Origin of the sequence: Flavobacterium sp. CYK-55, from assembly GCF_018413465.1 — a bacterium.
Taxonomy (GTDB): domain Bacteria; phylum Bacteroidota; class Bacteroidia; order Flavobacteriales; family Flavobacteriaceae; genus Flavobacterium.
This window is the reverse complement of record NZ_JAHCDK010000004.1, coordinates 53,215-69,975: the sequence shown is the minus strand read 5'-3', so window position 1 is coordinate 69,975 and position 16,761 is coordinate 53,215. Positions and strand designations below refer to the sequence as shown.

13 protein-coding genes are annotated in these 16,761 nt (G+C 40.6%); 12 read left to right on the top strand and 1 reads right to left on the bottom strand.

All coding sequences use genetic code 11. The features are described 5' to 3' along the window. The first annotated feature begins 92 nt into the window (after nt 1-92). The 9 genes from KIH23_RS06810 (at nt 93) to KIH23_RS06770 (ending at nt 12,643) form a co-directional block, all read left to right on the top strand. On the top strand, nt 93-860 hold the full coding sequence (locus KIH23_RS06810; RefSeq protein ID WP_213212360.1) for a DUF4382 domain-containing protein: 768 nt from the start codon (nt 93-95) through the stop codon (nt 858-860). 180 nt (nt 861-1,040) lie between these two features. Then, nucleotides 1,041-2,444, top strand: coding sequence for a dihydrolipoyl dehydrogenase (gene lpdA, locus KIH23_RS06805; RefSeq protein ID WP_213212359.1), 1,404 nt, complete (start codon nt 1,041-1,043; stop codon nt 2,442-2,444). 124 nt (nt 2,445-2,568) lie between these two features. Further along, on the top strand, nt 2,569-3,855 hold the full coding sequence (locus KIH23_RS06800; protein ID WP_213212357.1) for an anthranilate synthase component I family protein: 1,287 nt from the start codon (nt 2,569-2,571) through the stop codon (nt 3,853-3,855). Between the two features lie 24 nt (nt 3,856-3,879). Next, nucleotides 3,880-5,190: a tRNA lysidine(34) synthetase TilS gene (tilS, locus tag KIH23_RS06795; protein WP_213212355.1), complete on the top strand. Its 1,311-nt coding sequence runs from the start codon at nt 3,880-3,882 to the stop codon at nt 5,188-5,190. Further along, nucleotides 5,187-7,205 carry a protein-disulfide reductase DsbD family protein gene (locus tag KIH23_RS06790; protein ID WP_213212351.1) on the top strand — a complete coding sequence of 673 codons (2,019 nt, stop codon included), beginning with the start codon at nt 5,187-5,189 and terminating at the stop codon, nt 7,203-7,205. Before tilS ends, KIH23_RS06790 begins: the two co-directional genes overlap by 4 nt. A 129-nt stretch (nt 7,206-7,334) precedes the next feature. Beyond that, nucleotides 7,335-8,792, top strand: coding sequence for a Kazal-type serine protease inhibitor family protein (locus tag KIH23_RS06785; protein WP_213212349.1), 1,458 nt, complete (start codon nt 7,335-7,337; stop codon nt 8,790-8,792). A gap of 114 nt (nt 8,793-8,906) precedes the next feature. After that, entirely contained in the window at nt 8,907-9,416 is a 510-nt protein-coding gene (locus KIH23_RS06780) for an RNA polymerase sigma factor (RefSeq protein WP_213212347.1), read from the top strand. 12 nt (nt 9,417-9,428) lie between these two features. Beyond that, nucleotides 9,429-10,355, top strand: a complete 927-nt coding sequence (locus tag KIH23_RS06775) for a FecR family protein (RefSeq protein ID WP_213212345.1) — start codon at nt 9,429-9,431, stop codon at nt 10,353-10,355. Then, nucleotides 10,352-12,643, top strand: a complete 2,292-nt coding sequence (locus tag KIH23_RS06770; protein WP_213212343.1) for a TonB-dependent receptor plug domain-containing protein — start codon at nt 10,352-10,354, stop codon at nt 12,641-12,643. The genes KIH23_RS06775 and KIH23_RS06770 overlap by 4 nt, the downstream gene beginning before the upstream one ends. Nucleotides 12,644-12,674: 31 nt before the next feature. Here the strand turns inward: KIH23_RS06770 and KIH23_RS06765 are convergent, their stop codons facing one another. Continuing rightward, on the bottom strand, nt 12,675-13,052 hold the full coding sequence (locus KIH23_RS06765; RefSeq protein WP_213212342.1) for a PH domain-containing protein: 378 nt from the start codon (nt 13,050-13,052) through the stop codon (nt 12,675-12,677). 111 nt (nt 13,053-13,163) lie between these two features. Between KIH23_RS06765 and KIH23_RS06760 the strand changes: the two genes are divergently transcribed. The 3 genes from KIH23_RS06760 (at nt 13,164) to KIH23_RS06750 (ending at nt 16,759) form a co-directional block, all read left to right on the top strand. Continuing rightward, nucleotides 13,164-14,699 carry a YifB family Mg chelatase-like AAA ATPase gene (locus KIH23_RS06760; protein ID WP_213212340.1) on the top strand — a complete coding sequence of 512 codons (1,536 nt, stop codon included), beginning with the start codon at nt 13,164-13,166 and terminating at the stop codon, nt 14,697-14,699. A gap of 47 nt (nt 14,700-14,746) precedes the next feature. Continuing rightward, entirely contained in the window at nt 14,747-15,505 is a 759-nt protein-coding gene (gene yaaA, locus KIH23_RS06755) for a peroxide stress protein YaaA (protein WP_213212338.1), read from the top strand. A gap of 81 nt (nt 15,506-15,586) precedes the next feature. Then, entirely contained in the window at nt 15,587-16,759 is a 1,173-nt protein-coding gene (locus KIH23_RS06750; RefSeq protein ID WP_213212336.1) for an aminopeptidase C, read from the top strand. Nucleotides 16,760-16,761: the final 2 nt, after the last annotated feature.

Genomic DNA, 16,761 nt, shown 5'->3' with positions numbered 1-16,761 from the left:
AACAGATTTTAACAAGCCTCAGACTTAGGGTTTGTTTACAGATGTTTGTTTTGAAAGAAACCAATCAATATTAATTTAAAACTCAAATCACAATGAAAAACTTCAAAACTTTAATGCCGGTTTTAGGGTCGTTTTTTTTAATGACTTCCTGCTCTTCTGACAGCAGTAGCTCGTCAGCCAACCAAGCCACACTACAAATTAAAGCGAGTGCCACCTACACCAATTCAGCCGGGCGTAATGCCGCTGCAGCCGCAATTGACATCACCAGTTTTGTGGTGAACATTCGCGAAATTGAATTCAATGCTCAAGATGAGCACGGACAAGGTCACGAACACAATGGTCACGACAATGGTCATATGGATGGCGATGACGATCACGGATTTTTCAACAGCGATGATACCAACGAATTGCAAGGTCCGTGGGTTTTAGATTTGCTCAACACCACGGCTCCGGTTACTTCGGTAAGCATTCCGAACGGAACCTATGAAGAAGTTGAATTTAAAATGAGCCCAAGTACAGACAGCGCTTCACCCATCTACAACAAAACACTTGAAGTGCGCGGAACTATTGACGGAACTCCGTTTGTTTTTTGGCACAACTTAAACGAGAAATTTGAGCTGGATTACGATGATCCGAATCAAAACTTAGTGATTACCAACGGAACTTATGATTTGGTCTTTAATTTTGATTTGAACGAAATCATGAGCCATGTTGATTTATCTACAGCAGTTGACGGCGATGGCGATGGTGTCATTGAAATTGGTCCGGATGATACCGATGGCAACAATGCTTTGGCTACCCAATTGCATCAACACATGCACGGAGGAACGCATATGCACGATGGCCCGCACCACCACTAAGATTTACTATTTTGTATAAAAAAAACCGCTTCTGTATGGAGGCGGTTTTTTTTGTTTTAAAGATGTATTATGAACTAAAAATAGCCATATTAAATTAGCAATCTTTTGACCGCAAGGTTCAAAAAAAAGCCCTAATTTTGACACAAATTTTTAAAAAACCTCTTTAAAACATCATATTCTATGAGTTCATTTGACGTTGCTATAATAGGTTCTGGTCCGGGTGGATATGTAGCGGCTATTCGTGCTGCCCAGTTGGGATTCAAAACTGCGATCATCGAAAAATACAATTCTTTAGGCGGAACTTGCCTCAACGTGGGTTGTATTCCTTCAAAAGCTTTGTTGTCATCATCACACCATTATGCCGAGTTGGCGCATATGGCCGAAAACGGAATCGAAATCAGCGGTAAAGTCAAAGTCAATTTGGCTCAGATGATTGCCCGCAAACAATCAGTTGTAGATCAAACCGTTGGTGGCATCAACTACCTCATGGAAAAAAACAAAATCACGGTTTTTAATGGTTTGGGTTCGTTTGCCGATGCCACGCACATCAACATTACGGCTGCCGATGGCAGTGTGCAAACCATTGAAGCCAAATACAGCATTATTGCTACCGGTTCAAAACCGTCGAGTTTGCCGTTTATTAAAATTGATAAAGAGCGCATCATCACATCCACCGAAGCTTTGAAACTTCCTGAAATTCCTAAACACCTGATCATTATTGGCGGCGGTGTGATCGGAATCGAGCTCGGACAAGTGTATTTGCGTTTGGGCGCTCAGGTTTCGGTGGTTGAATATTTAGACCGCATTATTCCGGGTATGGACGCAGCGCTCTCCAAAGAACTCACCAAAGTACTCAAAAAACAAGGCATGAAATTCTATACTTCGCACAAGGTAAAAGAAGTGAGCCGCAAAGGAAAAGCCGTTACGGTAAAAGCCGATGATGCCAAAGGTGCCGAATTGGTTTTAGAAGGCGATTACTGTTTGGTAGCGGTGGGTCGTCGCCCTTATACCGATGGGCTTCAAGCCGAAAAAGCTGGTGTTCAATTAACGGATCGCGGACAAATTCAAGTAAACGATCATTTGCAAACGACCGCTTCAAACATATACGCCATTGGCGATGTGGTGCGCGGAGCTATGTTGGCGCATAAAGCCGAAGAAGAAGGCGTGATGGTGGCCGAATATTTAGCCGGACAAAAACCACATATTGACTATAATTTGATTCCTGGCGTAGTGTATACTTGGCCGGAAGTGGCTGCGGTGGGCAAAACCGAAGAACAACTCAAAGAAGCCGGCGTTGCTTATAAAGCCGGAAGCTTTCCGTTTAAAGCTTTGGGCCGTGCGCGTGCTAGTGGGGATACCGATGGATTTGTCAAAATTTTGGCCGATGCTCAAACCGACGAAGTTTTGGGTGTGCACATGATTGGCGCGCGCGCTGCTGATTTAATCGCTGAGGCGGTTACCGCGATGGAATTCCGTGCTTCTGCCGAAGATATTTCACGCATGAGCCACGCGCATCCGACTTTTGCCGAGGCCATCAAAGAAGCTGCTTTGGCCGCTACCGACAACCGTGCATTACACACATAAAAACAATTTTTCTACCATAAAAAAGCCGTTCACTGTGAACGGCTTTTTGTTTATAAGGCCTTGCTTAATTAGTCTATAAATTTACCCGCTTTGTTGTAATTTTAGCCGCGATAAAAAAACAATCTTGAGAACATCGGTTATACATATTATTGAGCATCCGGAAAAGCTAAAGCAACAATTGCTTGAATGGTCGCGCAGTTTTCGCGAAGTGGTTTTGCTCGATAGCAATGCGCATCAAGCGACTTACAGCGATTTTGATTTTGTTTTGGCGGTGGATGCTTTGACTTCTGTTCAGACTGATCACTACAATGCTTTTGAACAGCTCAGCCAATACCAACAAACCACACAAGATTGGCTTTTTGGCTATTTGTCGTATGATTTAAAAAACGATGTTGAAGATTTAAAATCTCAGAATTTTGATGGTTTGCAGTTTCCGGAATTGTTTTTCTTTCAACCCAAAAAACTGTTTTTGTTGCGCGGAAATAAGCTGGAAGTTGCTTATTTGCCTTTGTGTGAGGATGAGCTTGATGAAGATTGGGCATCGATTCAAAAACAGCCTATTTCCGGTCAAGAAGCACAAATTTCTTTAAATATTCAGGCGCGGATTTCGCCCGAAGCCTATCTTGAAAAAGTACAATCTTTGCAAAAACACATTCAAGCCGGCGATGTTTATGAGGCCAATTTTTGCATGGAATTTTATGCAGAAAATGCCTCTATTGATCCGTGGCAACAATTCCAAAAACTCAACGCCATTTCGCATCCGCCGTTTGCCGTTTTGCTCAGAAATTACAAGCATTATTTGATGTCGGCCTCACCCGAGCGGTATCTGAAAAAAGTAGGCAACAAACTCATTTCACAGCCCATCAAAGGAACCGCGCGCCGTTTTGCGGATGCTGCGTTAGATGCACAAGCCAAAGAACAATTATCGGTTGACCCGAAAGAGCGCTCAGAAAACATCATGATTGTTGATTTGGTGCGCAATGATTTATCGCGAACCGCGGCTAAAGGCTCGGTGCAAGTAGAAGAATTATGCGCGATATATTCGTTTGAACAAGTGCATCAGATGATTTCAACCATCACCTCTGAAATGTCGCCCGACTATAAAGCTGTTGCTGCTTTGCAAACTACTTTTCCGATGGGCAGTATGACCGGAGCGCCTAAAATTTCAGCTCTGCAAATCATCGAACAACTCGAAGAAACCAAACGCGGATTATACAGCGGCGCGGTGGGTTATTTTACGCCAGCAGGTGATTTTGACTTCAACGTAGTGATTCGCAGTATTTTGTATAATGAGCAAAATCAATACGTTTCATTTTCAGTAGGCAGTGCCATTACGGCTTTGTCGGTGCCGGAAAATGAATACGAAGAATGTTTGGTCAAAGCCAAAGCCATGCGTGAAGTATTGACTTAATGTTTCAAATGTATACCTTTGAGCATGTTTGAACGATTCCAAAAACAGCTGCAAGAAAACTTCAGTTTCTTAAACGGAAAAAGACTTTTACTCGCCGTCAGCGGCGGAATTGACAGCATGGTTTTGCTTGATTTGTTTCAGAAATTATCTTATTCAGTAGCTATTGCTCATGTTAATTTTGGTTTGCGTGCCGACGAAAGCGATGCCGATGAAATGTTCGTTCAAAATTACGCGCTAGAACATCAATTGCCTTTTTATTCCAGAAAATTTGACACGGAAGTGTATGCGCAAAACCAAGGAATTTCGATTCAAATGGCCGCGCGTGCGTTGCGTTATACTTGGTTTGACGAGTTGTTGGCGCAAGAAAATTACGATTATCTTTTGACAGCGCATCAGGCCGATGACGTGCTTGAAACTTTTCTGATTAATCTGAGCCGCGGCACCGGAATTGACGGGCTTTGTGGTATTCCGCAGCAAAACGGAAAAATCATTCGTCCGTTGCTTCTTTTTGATCGAAATACCCTTTTAAAATATGCGCAAGATGAGCAACTTTTGTGGCGTGAAGACAGCAGCAATGCTTCGGACAAATACTTGCGCAATCAAATAAGACATTATTTGGTGCCTGAGTTGAAAAAAACATCGGATGATTTTCTGTCATCCTTTCAAAATACCTTGATGCATGTACAACAAACGCGTTCTTTGGCCGATGATGCTGCCGAGCAATTTTACGCAGAAGTGGTATCAGCGCAAGAACATAAATTCAGCATCAATTTGCCGAAATTATTCAAACGAAAAAACCACCAAGCCTATTTATATCAATGGTTGCAACCCTACGGATTTACGGCTTGGCAAGACGTTTATGATTTGTGCTCGGCGCAATCGGGCAAGCAGGTTTTTTCTAAAAATTACGGTTTGCTCAAAGATCGCGAACAACTGATTCTTTACCCATTATTAGAGACTTCAACCGATGAAACATTTGAGGTTTCTTTGACCGATGGCGTTAATTTTCCCTTAAATATTTCGATTAGTCAAGTAGCCGACATGCAAGCTTTGGGCAATTCGGTTATCTTTGTCGACGCTGATAAATTGCAAAACCCATTAAGTTTGCGCCTATGGCAAAAAGGTGATGTTTTTTATCCGCTGGGCATGAACGGCCAATCAAAAAAAGTGAGCAAATATTTTAAAGACGAGCGCTTTTCGTTGCTTGAAAAACAAAATACTTGGTTGCTTTGTTCGGGCGATGCTGTGGTTTGGATTGTCAACCATCGCGCAGATGAACGTTTTAAAATCAGTAGTTCAACCCAAAAAATACTCAAAATAACTTTGCACTTATGAAAAAAATCTTTTTTCTGTTTTGGTCTTTGACCTTTCTTATTTCTGGCCATGCGCAAATGGTTGATCCCGTCAAATGGAAAAACAGCGTTCGCAAAAAATCAGACAACCATTATGTTTTGGTTTTAGATGCGCAAATCGAAAAAGAATGGCATATGTATTCGCAATTTACCCCGGACGGTGGTTCGTTGCCTACTGAAATTAAATATGCCAACGCCGGAAAAGATTTTAAACTCATTGGTAAAACCAAAGAAATCGGCACGCACAAAACCTTTAATGAGGTGTTTGGTGTGGATGAACTGTATTTTGAAAACAAAGCGCATTTTGAGCAAGAAGTTGAAGTAAATCCGGGTGTTAAAACCATTGATGCATCGGTTGATTATCAGGCTTGCAAGCAGATGTGCAGCAACTTTACCAAGAAATTTACTTTTGCCATTCCTGCTTCTGAAGCGGCTGTAGATGTTGCTCAAGAAGTGACCTCAGTTGATACAACCGCTTTAGTTGATGAAGCGCCTGAAGTGGCCCCGGTAGTTGATTCTTCAGCTGTAAAAACCATAAAAACCGCTACGATTGAAGCCACTTCTGAAGCCGTTCCGCGCAGTTTGTGGGGTGTGTTTTTGATTGCTTTTCTCTCGGGATTTGCAGCTTTGCTCACACCTTGTGTGTTTCCGCTGATTCCGATGACGGTGAGTTTTTTTACCAAGCAAAGCAAGACCAAAGCCGAAGGAAAAAAGAATGCCCTCATTTATGGAATCTCAATCATTGCCATTTATGTAATTTTAGGTTCGCTTGTGACCGCTATTTTTGGGGCAGATGCACTGAATGCTTTGGCCACCAATGTTTGGTTCAATGTAATTTTCTTTATTCTTTTGGTGGTTTTTGCCATCTCATTCTTGGGCGCCTTTGAAATTGTCTTGCCGCATACTTGGGCCAATAAAGTTGACCGTCAGGCTGATCGCGGCGGTATCATTGGCATTTTGTTTATGGCTTTGGCTTTGGCGGTAGTTTCATTTTCATGTACCGGACCAATCGTCGGAACTTTGCTTTTTGAAGCGGCTTCGCGTGGAGGCATTGGCCCGATCGTTGGAATGCTCGGTTTTTCATTGGCTTTGGCCTTGCCGTTTATGTTGTTTGCGATGTTTCCGGGTTGGCTCAATTCGTTGCCTAAATCAGGCGGTTGGCTCAATACCGTAAAAGTATTTTTAGGCTTTTTAGAATTGGCTTTGGCCTTTAAATTCTTGTCGAATGCCGATTTGGTTTTGCAGTTGCATTTACTCGAACGCGAAGTTTTTCTGGCCATTTGGATTGCTATTTTTGGTGTTTTGGCTTTGTATCTTTTCGGAAAAATCTCAACGCCGCACGACAGTCCGCTCACGCATATTTCAGTTGGAAGATTGCTTTTGGGTATTTTGGTTTTGACTTTTACTGTTTATTTGATTCCGGGCTTATGGGGCGCTCCGCTCAAACTCATCAATGCTTTCCCGCCACCGCTTGAATACAGCGAAAGCCCACATGGATTGGGTAATTCGGGTGCTGTGGCCATACAACAAGAATTGCCTGAAGGTGCCAAATCAGGTCCGCACGGAATTACTGTTTTTGACGATTATGAAAAAGGAATGGCTTATGCCAGAAAAATCAATAAACCCATTATGCTTGATTTTACCGGATTTGCTTGTGTGAATTGCCGTAAAATGGAAAACAATGTATGGTCAGATGCGCGCATTTTACCTATTTTAAAAGAACAAGTGGTTTTGATTTCGTTGTTTGTAGATGATAAAAGACCATTGCCGGAAAATGAACAACACATCTCAAAAGATACCGGTGAACAAATTGAAACCATTGGCGATCTATGGACCGATTTTATGATCAGCCGTTATCACACCAATACGCAACCGATGTATGTGATGATTGATGCTCAGGAGAAAAATTTAAATCCAACACAGCCGACCATTAGTTATGTTGATGTTGAAACCTTTGAATCTTGGCTCAAAAAAGGTTTATCGGCCTATCAAAAATAAACTCTGAATCCCAATATTTGTTGGGATTTTTTTATGTTTAGAAAAAAAATGAAAAAAAGTTTCAAAAAAAAGGAGGGTGATGACACATTGGGTTGTCTCAATAAAAAAAACGCTATAAAAAAAATTGCTATGGGAAAGATTAAATTTTTATTACTAACGATGGTTTTGTTGGTCGGAGCACTTTACTCGTGTTCTGATGATAACGCCATCAAAGGCGAAACTGCCACAGAGCAAAGCGTAGCTCTGAGAACAGTTTTGAACAAGCTCAAATTGGAGCACACCGTTACCCACGGTAAAAATGCAACCACGGCCAATCCTGCTACCGCGATGTTGTGTTTTGATTTTGTGTTTCCGATGACTTTTTCGTACAACAATGGTACAACCGTTACAGTTGCCAGTTTGGACGGCTTATTAAGCATTCTTCAAAATGAATCGCCTAATATGTTTCTGGCAGGTGTTGTGTTCCCGTTTGAAGTACAAAGCGGTGGTGCATTGCAAACCATCAACAATGAACAAGAACTCACTGCGCTAATCATGCAATGCGGAGTGCCAACTTTTGTTGAAGATTTGCAACATACTTTTTGTTTTGATTTGGTATATCCGATTCAGTTGACCTACAATGGTCAAGTGGTGACGATTAACAATCAATCAGAGTTAATGCAGTTTGGCGATGCTCCGGGTTTTAACGGAGTTGTTGAAGTGGTATTCCCGATTTCGGTTATTTACCAAAATCAAACTGTAGTGCTCAACAGTACCTATGATTTTTATCAAATGGTCAATAATTGTAATGAGGGCACATGCAATTGTCCTCAGAATTATGAACCGGTTTGTGTATTAACTGCCAACGGAACAATCGTTGAATTTGGCAATATGTGTTTTGCACAGTGTGCCGGTTATACACAAAATGATTTGGTTCCGTGTAATTCTAATCAGTGTATCATCAGTAATCTAACCACTACAGTTGGTGCTTGTAATCCGGCAGGGGGTTATGCTTTGACGATTAATTTTACGTATGCCAACGCATCATCAGATCACTTTGTAGTTTACAATAGTGCTTATGAGCCTATCGGAACTTATTTGCTATCGGCTTTACCAGTAACAATCGATAATTATCCGATGATGAACAACAGCGGTGCAGATTTTTTAACTGTTGATTTTGGTGTTAACAGCAGTTGTAGTTCTTCGCAACAATGGGCTACACCAAATTGTGGAGGCTGTGTTTGTCCGACTGATTACAACCCGGTTTGTGTAGTAGATAGTCAAGGTCAAACAATCACTTTTAGCAACGCTTGTAACGCTCAGTGTGCCGGCTATACACCAAATGATTTTGTAACCTGTACCAATGCATCATTTAATTTTGTTCAGTCTTTAGGAAGTTGTTTTAACATAACCTATCCTGTTCAAGTTCAGTACGGAGGATCTGTACATACAGTGAATTCTGACGGTGAGTTGTTGCAGTATTATAATCCGAATTCTGGTCCAATGCCTATTTTGAATTATCCGGTTGTGGTTTCATTCGCCGGTGGTTCATATACTTTTATGAGTCAACAGGCTTTTATGAACCAAATTCAAATTTCTTGTCCGTAAGTATTTGTTATACATAATTGAAAAAGGAGTTAAATTAAGTTGCCCGTTGCCACATGTTCTTGTATAAAGAGCGTGTGGTAACGAATTTTAGAAGGAAATGGGATGCCAGAAAAAATGAATCAGACATGTCTTTGTTCTGAAGCCGTTTTTAAATCGGTTTTCACTGCGCATTTCAAGACTCTGAGGAATTTTTTGGTGTTTAAGTTTCGCGATGTAGAACGCGCAGATGACGTTGCCCAAAATGCCTTTGTAAAACTTTGGGAAAACTGTGGGATATTAAAACCCGAACAAGCCAAAAGTTTTTTGTACACCACAGCCATCAGGCTTTCGCTCAATATGATTAAGCATGATAAAGTGGTTGCTGACTTTGAATGGAAAAATCCAAGTGTTTCTACCCATTCAGAAAGCCCTGAGTTTCTTATGGAAGAAACTGAATTAAAAAAACAATTAGAAAAAGCCATTGCCGATTTGCCCGAAAAGCAACGAGTGGTTTTTATGATGAATAGATTTGAAAACCAGTCCTACACCGAGATTGCCTCAGTACTGGATTTATCGGTTAAAGCTGTCGAAAAAAGAATGCACTTGGCTTTGGTTGCCTTGCGTCAAGTGGTTAAAAATGTATAAACAAGAAGTGTTATGAAAAGTCAATGGTCAAGCCCCAATGAAAATGACTCATTTTTAGCGCAATGGATAGCCGGAGATATCTCTGATGATCAATTGCTCGAGATGGTTTCAGACGCCGATTATCAAGCTTATGCTCAGTTGCGTGGTAGTTTAGCCAGCATGCAGCTTAGCGAGCCCGATTTGGATGAAAATTTTGCTGCCATACAAAATAAAATTCAGCAACCAAAAGCAGTTGTTTCAAGAAGTAAGGTTATTTCGCTGTATGCCTCAATAGCTGTTGCGGCTTCTGTACTTTTGTTTTTTGGATGGAACGCTGTATTTTCATTCTCAAAGCATTTTGAATCACCTTATGCAAGTACACAAACTTTAGCGTTAAATGACGATTCACAAGTTATTTTGAATGCTCATTCAAGTATAGATTATCCGAAGTGGTTTTCACTCAACAGACAACTCAAATTAAACGGTGAAGCTTTTTTTAAAGTTTCTAAAGGAAGCAAATTTACCGTTGAAACCCCAATGGGAAATGTACAGGTTTTGGGCACCCAATTCAATGTGCTCACCGGAAAAGACTTTTTAGAAGTTTCATGTTTTGAAGGTAAAGTTTGCGTGACCCATCTCGGTCAAGAATGGATTTTAACACCGGGAATGGATGTCAGAATCAACGGAAATGAAGTTCAAACATGGAACCAAAATATAGCTAAACAACCAGCATGGATTTCAGGTGAATCATCTTTTACCAATATGCCATTACATATGGTGATACAGCAACTCGAAAAACAATATCATTGCACGATTAATTTCCCGCCATCTTTGGCTCAGATTAAATATACAGGGAGTTTTCCGCATCATTCTCTTGAAACAGCATTACAATCAGTTTGTTTACCTTTACACTTAAAACACCGAATTATCTCGGAGGGAAACATCGAAATATCTGAATGAAGCTGTTAGTGAGGCTATTACTGCTTTTGCTCTTTACCCAATGCGGTTGGGCACAAGCTGTAGTGTCTCATTTGACCGAGTTTTCTTCAACTCCACTTTCAAAAAGCCTTAAAAATGTTGAACAATTATTTGATGTTCGATATTCATTTGCCGATAGTTTGGTAACAAATCAAAAGATAAATTTGCCCAAAGCCGAATATACTTTGGCACAGATTCATCAAGCCATCGAACAACAAACCAATCTTAAAATTACCTCTATTGACGGTCGCTATTACGCGCTGTCATCAAATGAAGTTGAACCACTTTTGCAGGAGCAGCTGCAAGAAGTGCTCATCGATTGTTTTTTGTCAAAAGGCATCAAAAAGAACAATAATCAAATTCAACTTTTTCCGCAAAAAATTGAGGCTTTGCCCGGTGTTACCGATACCGATATCATGTTGTCGTTGCAGCAATTACCAGGAGTGAAAAGCCCAAACGAAACCGCTAGTGGCTTATATGTACGCGGCGGCTCGTTTGATCAGAATTTGATTCTTTGGGATGGCATTCGGATGTATCATCCCGGACATTTATACGGAATGATTTCGGCTTTTAATCCAAATGTCCAGCAAACGGTCAATTATCAAAACAAAGGCACTGATGCTCGATTTGGCGAGCGTTTGTCAAGTATAATCTCTATTGAATCAACTGATAAAATTTCAGATAAAACCATCGTCAAAGCTGGAATCAACGCGCTCAATGCCGATGCTTATGTGCAAACGCCAATACTAAAAGATAAATTTGGGTTGCAATTGGCTGGGCGAAAATCATATACACAGTGGCTACAGACACCTACTTTTAATGCATTGGCCGACAAAGTTTTTCAGAATACACAATTCAAAGATTTTAATGATCGAAATAAGTTCGGGTTTGAAGACTTTTCAGCCAAATTGAATTACCGTTTGAATGAGCAAACTGATTTTTCTGTTACCGGATTGTGGATTGACAATCAACTTGATTTCAACACGATTGATAGATCAGTTACCCAAAACCAAAAAATGAATATTTCAAATCAAGGCTATAGTTTTGTATGGAATCAGCAATACAGCTATCGATTTTCGCAACGTTTACTAATGCATTATTCAGGATTTGTCTTTAATTATCGCAAGACTAAATTTCCCACTGAAACCACTTTTGAACAGTTTGAAAAGCGCAACCGTGTTACTGATTCGGGTGCCGAAATCAGTTGGAAGTTTAAAGCCTCTGAAGAGTTGCAATTTGAAGCAGGATATCAGCTTTCGGGTTATGATATCTCACATTCTTTCAATAGTTTAAATCAGGATATCAATATACAATTAGATCAAAAGCAAGGTTTCAATCGCACACATAATTTATATGTTTCAGCCAAATATGAATTCAAAAAATGGTTGTTTCAAACCGGAATGCGCTACAGCCGATTCAGCGTTTTGTCGTCAGAGAATTTCGAACCGCGCATTTTTGTTCAAAGAAAACTCAATGCATCTTGGACTTGGCAAGGCTCGTATGAGCAAAAAAGCCAGTTGGTGAGTCAAGTGCGTGAGAGCATTGTGAATGATTTGAGCTTAGAAAATTACGTTTGGGTTTTGGCGGACAATCAAGTTTATCCTCTGCAAAAATCGCGACAGTATACTTCGGGTTTGATTTTTAAAACCGGTTCTTGGGTTTTTGATGCGGATTTTTACTATAAAACCGCTACAGGATTGACTTCACTCACGTTTGGATTTTTGAATCCTTTTGATTTCGGAACACACCAAGGCCAAAGTTTTACCAAAGGAATCGATGTCTTAATTCAGAAAAATACGCGCTTGGGTCGCATTTGGATGACGTATAGTTATCAGGATTCTCAAAATCGTTTTGACGGTGTGAATGAAGAGCAATATTTTCCGAATAATGCAGATATTAAACACGCTTTAAGTTTGTCATTTTTCAGAAAGTGGAACCGATTCTCGCTCACCGGCGGATGGTTTTGGCACACCGGAAAACCCTACAGCGAGTTAGACAGCAACAACAAAGTCACGGGTTTCAATACGCAGCGTTTACCCGTTTACCACCGTTTTGATGTTTCAGGAATTTATGAATTTGCGCATCAAAAGCATTGGTCGGCCAAAACCGGATTTTCTATTTATAATTTATACAACCGCAAAACCTTACTCGGACGCGAATATGAACGTCAATATGCCACGGCCGGAAGTTTGAATACAACTCAGTATAAATTGCAAGAATACTATTCTCTGGGATTTACACCGAACATCTTTGTTCGCTTTCAATTTTAAAAAAAAGACCGACATGAAGCCGGCCTAGATTTTATTTGAGAATGTGTTTTCCTAACACGCGATACACTTCATTGATGTTGTTTCCGCCTTTGCCAAATTGTTTGACAATAGGAGCAGCCTCGCCTCGGATCCAGATTTTAAGTTCGGCATCTAGATCGAGTAATCCGGCACTTTCTTTGGAAAATTTTACTACGCTGTGGTACGGAATCGACAAATAATCAACTTTGCTGCCCACGAGTTGTTTCTCAACCAAAATCAAGCGTTTGTTGGTAAAGATGAACATATCTTTGACGAGTTTGAAAGCCAATTCGATGTTTTCTCCATCGACAATAATCGGCTCAAATTCTTTGGCTACTTGTTCGAGGCTTACTTCTGAAGCGTTTCCTAAAATTGCATTGAATAATCCCATGATGATATTTATTTGTTGGCCGCAAAAATAAATGAATTGAGTCTCTATGTCGATTAAAATTTTATTAATTTTAGCCAACAGAATTATTCGCCATTTAAATTTTTATTTGCCATGTTAGTAAAAGTCTACGGAAGCGCCGTCTTTGGCGTTGAAGCCACCACCATTATTATTGAAGTCAACATTGATACCGGGATTGGGTATCATTTGGTCGGATTGCCCGACAACGCCATCAAAGAAAGCAGTTATCGCATTGCCGCCGCGCTCAAAAACAATGGGTATGCCTTGCCCGGAAAGAAAATCACCATCAACATGGCTCCGGCCGATTTGCGCAAAGAAGGTTCTGCCTATGATTTGACTTTGGCACTCGGTATATTACTTGCCTCAGGCCAATTGGTTTGCGATGATTGTCAGAATTATATCATGATGGGCGAGCTCTCACTTGACGGAAGTGTGCAACCCATCAAAGGCGCATTGCCCATTGCTGTCAAAGCCAAAGCCGAAGGTTTTAAAGGATTCTTTTTGCCCAAACAAAATGCGCGTGAAGCTGCCATTGTATCAGGTTTAGAGGTTTATGGTGTTGAGAATTTGCAAGAAGTGATTGATTTTTTTGAAGGGAAATGTAATTTAAAACCTGAGCCCGCTGAAATGCTTGAAGATTTATGCATCACTAATGAAATCTCAGAGCATGATTTTAGCGATGTCAAAGGACAAGAAAGCATCAAACGCTGTATGGAAATTGCAGCTGCCGGTGGCCACAATATTATTCTCATCGGGCCTCCGGGCGCAGGAAAAACCATGCTCGCCAAGCGGTTACCCAGTATTTTGCCTCCGATGACCCTTGAAGAAGCGCTTGAAACCACCAAGATTCACAGCGTGGCCGGAAAAGTCAAAGAATCAGGGCTGATGCGCAGTCGTCCGTTTCGCAGTCCGCATCATACTATTTCTAATGTAGCTTTGGTGGGCGGCGGAACTTATCCGCAACCCGGCGAAATCTCAATGGCGCACAATGGTGTTTTGTTTTTAGATGAATTGCCTGAGTTTAAACGCGATGTGCTCGAAGTGATGCGTCAGCCGCTTGAAGACCGCGAAGTCACTATTTCGCGCGCCAAATTTACAGTAACTTACCCGGCTTCGTTTATGCTTGTGGCCAGTATGAACCCAAGTCCGGGCGGTTTTTTTGTCGATTCAGAAGTGGCCAATGCGCCCAAACCTTACGAAATGCAGCGCTATATGAGCAAGATTTCAGGGCCGCTTTTAGATCGGATTGATATTCATATTGAAGTGAGTCCGGTGCCGTTTGAGAAATTGTCTGATCAACATCCGGCCGAAAGCAGTCAAAACATCCGCGCACGGGTAACGCAAGCCAGAACGATTCAGGCACAAAGATTTGCGCAGCAGGCACAAGTTCATTACAATGCGCAAATGGGCAGCCGACTCATTCGTCAATTTTGTAGACTCGACGAACCTTCAAATCAATTGCTCAAAACGGCTATGGAACGGTTGAACCTGTCGGCACGCGCTTATGATCGGATTCTCAAAGTAGCTCGAACCATTGCTGATTTAGAGTCTTCAGAGGCTATTCAATCAAAGCATATTGCTGAGGCTATTCAATATCGAAGTTTAGACAGAGAAGGTTGGTTGGGTTAGTATTTTTAGGTTGAAAACAGTATTTTTGGGGGATAAAATTCCCATCGATGAAAATCTTATTATCACCCGCTAAATCACTTGATTTCGAAACGGCTTTGCCCACGAATCAATTTACACAACCGATTTTTTTAAAGCACAGTCGCCTTATTAATAAAGAACTCAAAAAGAAAAAACCAGCTGATTTAGCTGAATTGATGTCCATTTCAGATGCTTTGGCTCAGCTCAATTGGCAGCGCAACAAAGCATGGAAAACGCCTTTTACGCCCGAGAATGCTCGCCCGGCCATTTATGCTTTTGCCGGTGATGTGTATGTCGGCTTAAATGCTTATCACATTGCGGAAGATAAATTGCCGTTGTTGCAAGACCGCGTGCGCATACTTTCGGGCTTGTATGGTTTGCTCAAGCCGCTTGATTTGATGCAGCCCTATCGATTAGAAATGGGTACAAAATTTCCGGTTGAGGAATCTAAAGATTTATATGCATACTGGAAGCCGCTCTTGACACAATCGCTCAACAAAGAGCTCAAAAAAGGTGAGTTGCTGATTAATTTGGCGAGTAATGAATATGCTTCAGCCATTCAGTTCAAAGATTTGAAAACATCTGTGATTACGTGTGATTTTCTCGATTACAAAGATGGAAAACTCAAGATGATTAGCTTTTTTGCCAAGAAAGCCCGTGGGCTGATGACACGTTACATCATCGATCAAAAGGTAGAAACGGTTGAAGAACTCAAAGGTTTTAATTATGAAGGTTATGGTTTTGATACGCAACTTTCAACAAACCACAAGCTTGTTTTTACACGTTAAAAATCGCTCTATTATTTTGTTAATTAAGTCTTTGCCTCAAGGTAATTTACTATTTTTATGCCCGCTAATTATATAACCAAAATGAAAAAATCTTTATTATTTGCCGCAGTGTTGTCATCAATGAGTTTATTTGCTCAAGATGAATTGATTAAAAAAGTAATTGGTAACGCATCAATCAATTCTAAATTTGTGTTTACCGATGTCATTAATCTTGAAAATACTTCAGTTAAAAACCAAGGCTCAGCCGGGACTTGCTGGAGTTATTCCGGAAATTCATTCTTAGAATCTGAAATGATCAGAAACGGTAAACAACCGGTTGATTTAGCTGAGATTTATTCAGCGCGCCATGTTTATCTGGGAAAAGCCAGAAACTATATTTTGTTTAATGGCCATATGGGCTTGGGCGATGGTGGAGAAACGCACGATGTAATGAATATGCTTCGTAAATACGGCGCAATGCCACAATCAGCTTATAGTTTAGAAGATTACGGAAAAGGAAAGGTAAAATCTTCTGATTTTCAAGACGGATTTAAGGATATCCTTGATGCGTATATGAAAAATGAAGATGCTAACAAAGGTGCTTCTTGGGTTAAAGACATCAACAATTATATGGATGAAAAGCTGGGTGTATTGCCAAAAACTTTTACCTATGAAGGTAAAACCTATGATGCGCATAGTTTTGCCAAAGACGTTGTTGGTATTAACCCTGATGATTATTTAGAATTTTCATCGTATAAGGATCAACCTTATTACCAAAAAATAGTTTTACCAGTTCCGGATAATTGGAGCTACGATTTAGTTTATAATGTTCCGATGAAAGAATTGACAGATATTATTGATTATGCTGTTTCAAAAGGATATACGGTTGCTTGGTCATCTGATGTTTCTGAACCTTATTTCAGTTGGAGAAACGGTGTGGCTGAAGTACCTGATACCGATTTGAACAACATTACAGCTGAACAACGAAAAGCGATGTTTGATGGTCCAATTAAAGAGAAAGAGGTTACTGAAGATTTGCGTTTAGAGCATTTGTATACTTTAGCCACCACTGATGATCATGCCATGCAGATTGTAGGATTGGCCAAAGATCAAAACGGTAAAGAGTACTATAAAGTCAAAAATTCTTGGGGCGAAAGCAACGACTATAAAGGGTATTTGTATGTAACCAAAGCGTTTGTTCAGCTCAAATCAACAGGAATATTGCTGCACAAAGGAGGCGTTCCAAAAACGCTAAAAACTAAAATTAAAGCCTAAAA

Excerpts from the sequence above, each read along its gene's own strand:
- KIH23_RS06775 (WP_213212345.1), top strand. The coding sequence starts at position 9,429 with ATGAAAAGTCAATGGTCAAGCCCCAATGAAAATGACTCATTTTTAGCG.
- yaaA (WP_213212338.1), top strand. The coding sequence starts at position 14,747 with ATGAAAATCTTATTATCACCCGCTAAATCACTTGATTTCGAAACGGCT.
- lpdA (WP_213212359.1), top strand. The coding sequence starts at position 1,041 with ATGAGTTCATTTGACGTTGCTATAATAGGTTCTGGTCCGGGTGGATAT.
- KIH23_RS06765 (WP_213212342.1), bottom strand. The coding sequence starts at position 13,052 with ATGGGATTATTCAATGCAATTTTAGGAAACGCTTCAGAAGTAAGCCTC.
- KIH23_RS06780 (WP_213212347.1), top strand. The coding sequence starts at position 8,907 with ATGAATCAGACATGTCTTTGTTCTGAAGCCGTTTTTAAATCGGTTTTC.
- KIH23_RS06790 (WP_213212351.1), top strand. The coding sequence starts at position 5,187 with ATGAAAAAAATCTTTTTTCTGTTTTGGTCTTTGACCTTTCTTATTTCT.
- KIH23_RS06770 (WP_213212343.1), top strand. The coding sequence starts at position 10,352 with ATGAAGCTGTTAGTGAGGCTATTACTGCTTTTGCTCTTTACCCAATGC.
- tilS (WP_213212355.1), top strand. The coding sequence starts at position 3,880 with ATGTTTGAACGATTCCAAAAACAGCTGCAAGAAAACTTCAGTTTCTTA.
- KIH23_RS06760 (WP_213212340.1), top strand. The coding sequence starts at position 13,164 with ATGTTAGTAAAAGTCTACGGAAGCGCCGTCTTTGGCGTTGAAGCCACC.
- KIH23_RS06785 (WP_213212349.1), top strand. The coding sequence starts at position 7,335 with ATGGGAAAGATTAAATTTTTATTACTAACGATGGTTTTGTTGGTCGGA.
- KIH23_RS06750 (WP_213212336.1), top strand. The coding sequence starts at position 15,587 with ATGAAAAAATCTTTATTATTTGCCGCAGTGTTGTCATCAATGAGTTTA.
- KIH23_RS06810 (WP_213212360.1), top strand. The coding sequence starts at position 93 with ATGAAAAACTTCAAAACTTTAATGCCGGTTTTAGGGTCGTTTTTTTTA.